We start from the raw sequence: 796 nt of genomic DNA, 5'->3' as shown, positions 1-796 counted from the left end.
GGAGGTCGCGGATATCGACCTAAGCAAGCTCATAAAAAGTCAGAAGAGCGACGTGCAATCAACGCACGGCGTATTGATGAAGACGTCTGGTCGTTTGTTCAAGAACGATTGCTAGAACAATGGAGCCCAGAGCAAATTAGTGGTCATGTGGCGATAAGCGTGGAAACAGTTTATCAACGCATTTACGCAGACAAACAATCTGGAGGTGTACTCTGGACAAATCTACGCTGCCAAAAGAAACGAAAAAAGCGGTATGGCAAGATAGAGCGGCGAGGTAGCATCCCTAACAGGAAATTCATTGAAGACCGTCCATCGATTGTTGAGGAGCGCAGCCGAATAGGCGATTGGGAAGCGGATACGATCATAGGTAAAAACCATCGACAAGCGATTGTGAGCATCGTAGAACGTAAGACAGGGTTAACGTTGATTCGAAAAGTGGAACGCAAGACAGCGCATGCAGTCGGTCAAGCAATGATTGAATTGCTTAAGCCATATCGTAAGAAAGTACACACCATCACCTCAGACAACGGGCGAGAATTTGCTCAGCACGAAACAATAGCTACCGCCTTAAAATCTGACTTTTATTTCGCGCATCCCTATGCATCTTGGGAGCGAGGAACGAACGAAAATACGAATGGATTGATTAGGCAATACTTTCCGAAGAACAGAGATTTCACCACGATCACACAACAGGAGATTGATCACGTCATGGATAGGCTCAATAATCGACCAAGAAAAAGACTAGGATACCTGACACCCAATCAGGTATTCTTCAAAAATACGCTTGCACTTCAAA

General features: G+C 45.2%; 1 protein-coding gene. It reads left to right on the top strand.

From position 1 onward, the window contains the following. Positions 1–796: IS30 family transposase (locus tag AC1RR2_RS20925; protein ID WP_493224221.1), on the top strand; the 796-nt coding region annotated here is incomplete at both ends.

The sequence above is a fragment of the Undibacterium sp. GW821-FHT11H02 genome (assembly GCF_058808015.1).
The sequence above is the reverse complement of the archived record's forward strand: the minus strand, read 5'-3'. Positions and strand labels throughout refer to the sequence as shown.